At 46.8% G+C, this 1,082-nt stretch carries 2 protein-coding genes; both read right to left on the reverse strand.

Translation table 11 applies throughout. The annotated features are described in order from the left end of the window. On the reverse strand, positions 1–680 hold a 680-nt coding region (locus GMD6S_RS11435), incomplete at its 3' end, for a Y-family DNA polymerase (RefSeq protein WP_000540271.1). 3 nt (positions 681–683) lie between these two features. After that, positions 684–1,082 (reverse strand): S24 family peptidase (locus tag GMD6S_RS11440; protein ID WP_000320499.1); only part of this gene is annotated, 399 nt, incomplete at its 5' end.

Consider the following 1,082-nt stretch of genomic DNA (forward strand, 5'->3'; position numbering starts at 1 on the left):
TCCACATCCTGGTAAGACCAGTTGGCCCTCATGGTCGGAGTGTGCTTGGCCTCATTATCCAGGGCCAACTTGGCCAGTAAGGGATTGGCATTGGACATACCCACCGTAGAGTAGATCCCTGTCTGCCTCCAAATATCCCTCTGGATGCGGGCAGAAAGCAGATCCAGCTTGTCTTTGCGAGAAATCTGCCTGTCTGGGATGAAATAGTTGAGCGAACTAGTCAGATCAATAAAGCCCTCATCGATAGAGTAGGGATAAATATCATCTGGACTGCCATAATTTTGAAAGATTCGCTGGATTTCCATATTGACTGCGATGTACTCGTCCATCCGAGGAGGGACAATCAAGGTGACTTGGGCCCAATCTTCGATGTAGCGAACATAGTCTGAGTCAGTAGGCAAGCCTTGCTTTCGAGCGTTGCAATAAGAAAATTTGCGCGTTTTGATATCAAAAGGTAGATCATAGGCCCGGCCAACATTGGACTTGCCAAAAATCTTCTTGAACATGGGAGAGGAAGCTAGGATAAGACCAGTAGAATTATCCGCGCGACTCATGACACAAAGCGAGGTCTTCAGCGGATGCAAGCCTCTTTTCACACACTCAACACTGGCATAAAAAGATTTCATATCGACAAAGGCAATGTCACTTTTGGGCTCTCTGGAATAATCAAAGTAGCCCATAGGCTAGCCCTCCATCGGCACAAAGTTTCCAACAATAATCCCCACAATCCGAGGATCTTCCTCATAGGAGATGAAAATATCCTTGTATTTAGGATTGATAGAGACCAAACGCAAGCCATCTTCCTCACGATAAACCCGTTTGATATAGGTCTGGTTGTTGCAAACCACTGCATAAACCGCCCCATCATAATCAAATCCTGTTTCCCGAATCAGAGCCACAGAACCATTTTGATATTTAGGTTCCATAGAGTCCCCAGACACCCAGGATGCAAAATCATGGGCCAACTCCTCGTTAAAGTAGACCGTATCAAAATTCTGATCATCGTAGACCGAAGCCCCGATCCCTGCTGACATACGTTCATAGACACGGTACTCGTAGAGGCGCTCTGGCATGGTCGCCAC

It is taken from the genome of Streptococcus sp. GMD6S (assembly GCF_000297015.1).